General features: G+C 66.3%; 6 protein-coding genes. 1 reads left to right on the forward strand and 5 read right to left on the reverse strand.

What is annotated here, in order from left to right:
* Window positions 1-13: 13 nt before the first annotated feature.
* From A949_RS0115775 to A949_RS0115785, 4 genes are read right to left on the reverse strand one after another with little or no spacing between them, the layout of a single operon-like run.
* On the reverse strand, window positions 14-673 hold the full coding sequence (locus A949_RS0115775; RefSeq protein WP_019356986.1) for a hypothetical protein: 660 nt from the start codon (window positions 671-673) through the stop codon (window positions 14-16).
* Complete coding sequence (locus A949_RS38115; protein ID WP_158687590.1) at window positions 670-1,311, reverse strand: hypothetical protein; 642 nt, start codon at window positions 1,309-1,311, stop codon at window positions 670-672. Before A949_RS38115 ends, A949_RS0115775 begins: the two co-directional genes overlap by 4 nt.
* A gap of 12 nt (window positions 1,312-1,323) precedes the next feature.
* Window positions 1,324-3,624: a hypothetical protein gene (locus A949_RS33595; RefSeq protein WP_019356987.1), complete on the reverse strand. Its 2,301-nt coding sequence runs from the start codon at window positions 3,622-3,624 to the stop codon at window positions 1,324-1,326.
* 31 nt (window positions 3,625-3,655) lie between these two features.
* Window positions 3,656-4,150: a hypothetical protein gene (locus A949_RS0115785; protein WP_026004686.1), complete on the reverse strand. Its 495-nt coding sequence runs from the start codon at window positions 4,148-4,150 to the stop codon at window positions 3,656-3,658.
* A 366-nt stretch (window positions 4,151-4,516) separates the two neighbouring features.
* Here A949_RS0115785 and A949_RS0115790 point away from each other — a divergent pair, with 366 nt between their 5' ends.
* Window positions 4,517-4,990, forward strand: coding sequence for a hypothetical protein (locus A949_RS0115790; RefSeq protein WP_019356989.1), 474 nt, complete (start codon window positions 4,517-4,519; stop codon window positions 4,988-4,990).
* A gap of 86 nt (window positions 4,991-5,076) precedes the next feature.
* Here the strand turns inward: A949_RS0115790 and A949_RS0115795 are convergent.
* Window positions 5,077-6,208: phosphoenolpyruvate carboxylase (locus tag A949_RS0115795; RefSeq protein WP_019356990.1), on the reverse strand; the 1,132-nt coding region annotated here is incomplete at its 5' end.

The raw sequence follows: 6,208 nt of genomic DNA on the forward strand, positions 1-6,208 counted from the left end.
GCGGTTCTGCTGTCTACCGCGCGCACTCCTCGTCGCCCCCTTTCCCCGCCATGGAAATCACCACCCATGTACCGCCACGCTTCTCCATGATCGCCTTCCCGCTGGTGAAATCACTCTTGCTCGGCTTGGTGTGGACAACCTTCCCCGTGTCCACCATCTTGGCGAACGCATCTCGTTGACTCTCGCAGAAAGTGACGGCAGCAGCCTCCTTTCCGACGGTGACTCTACGGTCGTAGTAGCGATACGTACCCGTACCTAATTTTCCTTCCGCGCGATACTCCTTGACGCGCGACTGCACTTGTTTCCCCGCATCGTCCTGGAAGTAGGTATGGACCACCGGAACGTCAGGCTTTCCTGTTGAATAGGCAAGCGCCATGGCATTGACCGCGTCGGCGTGATCTCGTAAAATCTCGTCCTTTTCTGGATCACCAGTCATGTCGTCACCGTCCAGAACGACGTGGACGCCCTCGGGAAGGTCGAGCTTCGGCGCGCCCGGATCCCCCGACGCACTGGCGCTCGCACTCGGCGAAGCCGAGGCCGGCTGCCCGCCGCCGTCCTTCGCCCCCTCGATATCCCTCTTCCCGGACCCGTCATCACCGCCTCCGCAAGCACTCAACAACACGAGACCGGACACCGCGACCGTCGCTATCACCCCACGCATGAATAAGCTCACCGCGCCCCTTCCCCTTTCTTGATATGGACCGGCCCCTCCGGCAATTTCTCGGCGCCCTTACACTTGTAGACATTCTGAGCGAGGGTGCGAGCGGCGTAGCCGGTGAGGTCGGCGAGCTTCGAAACATCTTCACTCGATCCCCCGCGCGCCGCCGTTGCTCCTACATGCAAGTACATTCTTCCGTTCGGCTCCTCAGGGGTTGGGCAGGGAACACGAAGGCTGATTGACCCTTTCTCCGCGCCGTACTCTCCGTACCCTTCACCAAACTCGGCCACATATTTACTCCCCTTTTCCACGTCACCTCTCGACTTCCCCCACTGCGTATACTGGACGCGAAAATTGGCACTCATATTTCCGACACTCGTCTCGCAGACGACTCCAAGTCCACGCGCCTCCTCCAGAATCCCCGGAAAACCGCGGGCGGTATCCTCTTCGAATTCACCGTGCGCTCGACCGTATGAAGGTTTCACTTGAGCACCGGAGAAAGTGTCGTTACACATGCGCGCGGGAATCTCCGAATCCCCTTGCGTTTTCAAATGAAGCCACCAAAAGGCAGAAGATCCGACGGCCATGACGAGCAGCCCACCCAGTAAGAGAACCTGATTTTTGAATCGTGGATTCCACTGCCTCGATCCCACTCCGGCCCCTTTCTAGCGGTTAGAGAATCCGTCCTCTACATCCTTGTGGACCCTACTAGCCGTCCAAGCAAGTGAGTCCCCTGTCACTCCCGCATGCCTTCCGGCAGCCTTTGTGATCTCTTTCATGACATCCGCTTCATTCTTCTTCTCACCGGCGAGGAAATCCCTACGACTCTCTATCACTTCTTCTGCGATCTCTTCGGGATCTTTTCGGTAGTGATCGAACACCTGCTCCTGGACAACGCCGGCCACCTGCCCTGCCACCTCACCTCCGTAGGTGAGGTGACCGAGCCCCATATCCACGATCGAACCGACCAATTCCTGTTTCTTGTCAAGAGATTCGTTGTAGCGCTCAGCAGCGCCCACTCTGTCCGCAGCCTTTTCGATCCCGTCAGCGCGCCCTTCAGCCGCCTGAGCCGCTACTGCGGCTCCTGGTTCTGCGCCCATGGAAGCGGCATCCCCCAAGTCATGCCCCTTCGGGGGATCGTGCAGTGCATTTCGCAGCGCTTCTGCCGAGACAGCATGAGAGGCATGGTTGATGGACGCATACCCGTCGGGATCCTGTGAGGCTGTACGGAGGAAACGGCCAAGCTCATCGCCATCGAAATCCAGGTCTGCCGCCGCACCTTGCGGCGGGATGATCCCCTTTGGCGTATCCGTGACGCCTCGCTGCACGTCACGCATATAGTCGGCAGCCATCGCACCCATATGCGGTTGAAGTGCCTCGAGTTCTCCGCCGTGCTCGACCAGGGAAGCGTTCTTCTTATTGCCCAGTCGCTCCACCGCCCGGCTGAAAAGTTCGGCTTGCGGTCCACTGTGTTTTTCCGGCGGGCCGTCGTCCCCCGCGGGGCGGCCTGTCGTTGCCGCTTCGAGGGCGCCGCCGAGGGCGTCCTTGCCGAAGGCGGCATCGTCGTCGTCGCCGTCGTGGGGCCAGTGGCGGGGCTCCTGGGGGTCCTTGGCGGCCTTGTCGCCGAAGAAGTAGTCGAAGTTGTCCAGTTTCTTCGGGTGGCCGTCCTCGTCGCCGGTGTAGGCGTTGAAGAATTCGGTGGCCGCTCCCGGGGTGTGGCTCAGGCCGGTCATCAGGCCCGCCATGGGGTCGAATCCGGCGCCGCCCTCGGGGTCGAGGTTCAGGACGGCGTCGCGGCGGGCGTTGTGGGGGTTGGGCCAGCCTCTCGGGCCGAACTCGTTCCTGCGCTCGGTCTCGACCATGTCGCTGCCGACCGAGGTGAGGAACTCCTGGCCGTATTTGCCGTGCCGGAGCATGTTGCCCAGGACCTGGTAGCCGAGGACCTTCTGCTGGGGCATGGAGTTCCTGCCCCATTCGTTGCTCTGCGGATCGTGGAGGAGGATCGGCTCCTTGCCTGCCTTCTTCAGTTCCGTCACCCATGCGCTGTCCAGGTGGGGACCGTCGCCGTCTTTGCGGGTGGCCAGGGCGAGGCCGGTGTCCATCGAGTTCTGGATGGTGCGGGAGAGCGCGCGGCGGGTGTCGCCGCCGTCCGTGGAGGCGTCGATGCCCAGCTGGCCGTGCAGTTGGAGGGCCTTCTTGGGGCCCATTTCGCGGTAGAAGGCGGTGGCGAATTCCGCGTCCTTGGCGTTGTACTTGGTCAGGTCCCGCAGCCGCTGCAGGTCGGGGGTGCTCAGCTCCTTGCCGTGCGCGGCCAGCTCCAGTTCCTTCTCGCCGAGCCGGGCCGCTTCCTTCGCCTGGGCATCGTCCAGGGAGGTGTACGTGGCGTGGCCGGCGTCGTGCTTGTCCTTGCCGTGGCTCTTGCCGATGTACCGCGCGGCCGAGGTGTCGATCTCGCGCGCCTTGCCGATGAGGTAGTTGAGCCGCGACTCGATGGCGTCGCGGGCTGCGCGTTCCTTCGTGGTGCGCTTCTCGTCGGTGCCGCCCACGTAGTAGCCGCTGGCGGTGACGGCGTCGTCGGTTCCGTAGCGGAAGCGGCAGCTGACCGTGCCGTCGCCGTTGTCCGCGATGTGCACATCCAGTTTGTGCGCCTTTTCTCTTTCGCCTTCGACGTCCTTCTGGATGTCCGCCAGTTCGCGGTGTGCGTCGTCCATGAGGTTCCAGATGCTCTCGGCTTCGCGCCGCAGGTCCTGGACCTCTTCCGCGATCTTCCGCACGAAGGGGCGTACCGCGTCCGCGTTCAGCCCCGCCCAGCGGGCGTTCCGCGCCTTGGCGTTCATGTCGTCCTCGGCCTCGGTGGCGCGTGTCCTCAGTTCGCGCTGGATCCGCTTCCAGTCCGCGACCGCCGTGCCGAGGCTGGAGAAGTTCACCGCGACCAGGTCGCTGTAGGTGAGCTGAGACTCCTTCATCCCCCCGCCCTCTCGTCTCGGCCCGGCCGGCTCAGTGCAGGAGCCGGGAGATCCGGGAGGGCGGAAGCTCCCTCCCGTCCTTGCCCAGAATCTGCGCGCCGATCTTGCGGTCCTCCTCGCCCTGGTATTCCTTGGAGAAGTCCAGGTGGTTGGAGATGTGGGCGCACCCTTGCAGCACTGTGTCGACCTGGGATGTCCAGAATTTCGCCGTGCGGGCGAGTTCCGTCCCCAGCAGGAACGAGTGGGCGGTGAGCTGGGATGCGGCGCGTTCGGTCGCGCCGGCGCCCTTGCCGCCCGCACTGCCGGAGAGGTCGGCCGACGTACGGAGCTTCCGCCAGAGTGTGTAGGCGGCGTGCCCCACGCGTCCGAGATCGTCCCGTTCGAGGAGCAGCCATCCGGATCCGTCCATCCGACTACCGCCTCCTGGGCCGGTGTCCGGTGAAGTGGCCTGGTCGAGCTGCATCGCGGTCGAGTCCGTGGCGTCCGGACCACTCTTGAGGGCGCTCCACTCCTGCTCGAAGGACATTCCGTCCGTGACTCCGTTCGACTCCGGGGCAACAGGCACTACTGCGAGTGGTCTTCCCGTCACGCAGCAGGGTGTGCGGTGAGGGTAGTGGAACCGTCACGCCAGGGGGAGAGGAGTCGGGCACTCCGGGTGACGTCCCGCGGCGTCCGTCCGGATGTGGGACGCACCCGGTGCGGAACATGATGTTCCGAAAGAGCCACAAGGGTGGACAAGCCGACCGGCGCCGGTTGACCGGCCACCGACACGTGGCCAAGGATCTCGGCCATGTCTTCCAGACCCGCCCGGGCATCTGCCCGGACCTCTGTCCGGACGTCTGCCCGGAGTTCCGCACGGACTCCCGCACGGACCAGGAGCAAACGCGGCCGGATGCGGCGGCTCGGCGAGAGCGCCTTCGGGATGCTGCTGCTGGTGCGCGCCGGGTTGCTGGCGCTGGTCGCCCTGATCCTGGTGGTCGCCGGGGTGTGGACGTCGTGGGACACCGCGTCCACCGCCTTGGCGGGGGACGAACGCGGCACCGTCACCGTGCGGTCGTGCGAGGACGACGAGTGCTCCGGGACGTTCAGGAACGAGAAGAAGTCACGGCCCGAGCAGGTGACCGTCTCCGAGTTCGTCTCGGGAGGCGAGGGCCGGACGTTGGAGGTGGCCGTGCAGCCCGGCACGGACCATGTCATCCGGACCGGTCCCGCCGGGGTGCTGTACGCCTGGGTCCCGCTGGGCGGCGCGCTGCTGCTGGCCTCGCTGGTGATCGCCGGCGGCCTGCGGATGCGCAGGACCGCGGTGACGGCCGGAGCCTGCGGGGCGCTGATCATGGGCGGGGCCTGGGCGCTGCTCACCTTTTGAGGGAGCGGCACCCAGGCCCCGGCCAGTCGGGCGGGCCGGTGGGGCCCGCCCGCCCGGGCTGCGGGCCCGGGGTCGTGCGCGGGCGGTCAGCCCGTGTTGCGCAGGCCCGCGGCGACGCCGTTGACGGTGAGCAGCAGTGCGCGGCTCAGGTTCTCGTCCGGCTCCTTGCCCTCGGCCGTGGCCTGCCGCTGGCGGTGCAGCAGGGCGACCTGGAGGTAGGAGATCGGGTCGAGATAGGCGTCGCGGATCTTCAGCGTCTGCCGGAGGACCGGGTTGGCCTCCAGCAGCTCGCTCTCGCCTGTTATGCGCAGCACTTCCTCCACCGTGCGGGCGTGTTCGGCCTCGATGGTGGCGAACACGTGCCGCAGCTCCTGCGGGACCAGTGTCTCGATGTAGTGGCGGGCGATCCGCAGATCGGTCTTGGCCAGCGTCATCTCGACGTTGGCCAGGAAGTTGCGGAAGAAGTGCCAGTGCGTGTGCGCTTCCTCCAGCACGCTGTCGAGTCCGGCCTCGCGGGCCGCCTTCAGTCCCGTGCCGACGCCGAACCAGCCGGGCACGATCTGCCGCGACTGGGTCCAGCCGAACACCCACGGGATGGCGCGCAGTCCGTCCAGCCCGGCGCCGGTGTCGGGGCGGCGGGAGGGGCGGGAGCCGAGGTGGAGTTCGGCGAGCTGGTCGACGGGGGTGGAGGCGAAGAAGTACGCGGGCAGGTCCGGGTCCTCCACCAGGTCGCGGTAGGCCCGGTGCGCCGCGTCGGAGACGGTGTCCATCGCCGCGTCCCAGCGGGCGAGGGCCTCGTCGGACTGGCGGGGCGCGGTGTGCAGGGCCGAGGCCTGGAGGGTGGCGGAGACGGTCAGCTCCAGGTTCTCCCGTGCCAGGGAGGGCACCAGGTACTTGTCGGAGATGACCTCGCCCTGCTCGGTGACCTTGATCTCACCCTCCAGGGTGCCCCAGGGCTGGGCGAGGATCGCGTCGTGGGTGGGGCCGCCGCCGCGGCCGACGGTGCCGCCGCGGCCGTGGAAGAGCCGCAGCCGTACGCCGTGCCGGTGCGCCACGTCGCGCAGCCGGCGCTGGGCGCGGTGGATCTCCCACTGGCTGGTGGTGATGCCGCCGAACTTGGAGGAGTCGCTGTAGCCCAGCATGACCTCCTGGAGGTCGCCGCGCAGCGAGACCAGCTTGCGGTAGGAGGGGTCCGAGAGCATCGCGTCGAGCAGTTCG

It is taken from the genome of Streptomyces sp. AA1529, assembly GCF_000280905.1.
GTDB lineage: Bacteria > Actinomycetota > Actinomycetes > Streptomycetales > Streptomycetaceae > Streptomyces.